Below are 237 nucleotides of genomic sequence, written 5' to 3'. Positions count from 1 at the left end.
CCTCGGAGAGGTCCACCTCGGCCATGGCGCCGGCGATGGGCACCCGGCCGAGCGACTTGGCGAGCAGCCCGCCCACCGTCTCCACGTCCTCGTCGTCCAGGTCGAGCCCGTACAGCTCGCCGAGGTCGCCGATGTCCAGCCGGGCGGTGACCCGGTAGCGGCCCTCGCCGAGGTCCTCCACCGGCGGCAGCTCGCGGTCGTACTCGTCGGTGATCTCGCCGACGATCTCCTCCAGGA

Annotated in this window: 1 protein-coding gene; it reads right to left on the bottom strand. The window is 72.6% G+C overall.

All coding sequences use genetic code 11. The features are described from left to right. The coding region (locus ACSNOK_RS36165) for a transporter associated domain-containing protein (RefSeq protein WP_436784884.1) at positions 1-237 on the bottom strand (237 nt) is incomplete at both ends.

This window comes from Streptomyces sp. URMC 126 (assembly GCF_051386555.1).
Lineage (GTDB): Bacteria > Actinomycetota > Actinomycetes > Streptomycetales > Streptomycetaceae > Streptomyces.
Note: the sequence above shows the minus strand (reverse complement) of the source record. Positions and strands in the feature narration are given on the sequence as shown.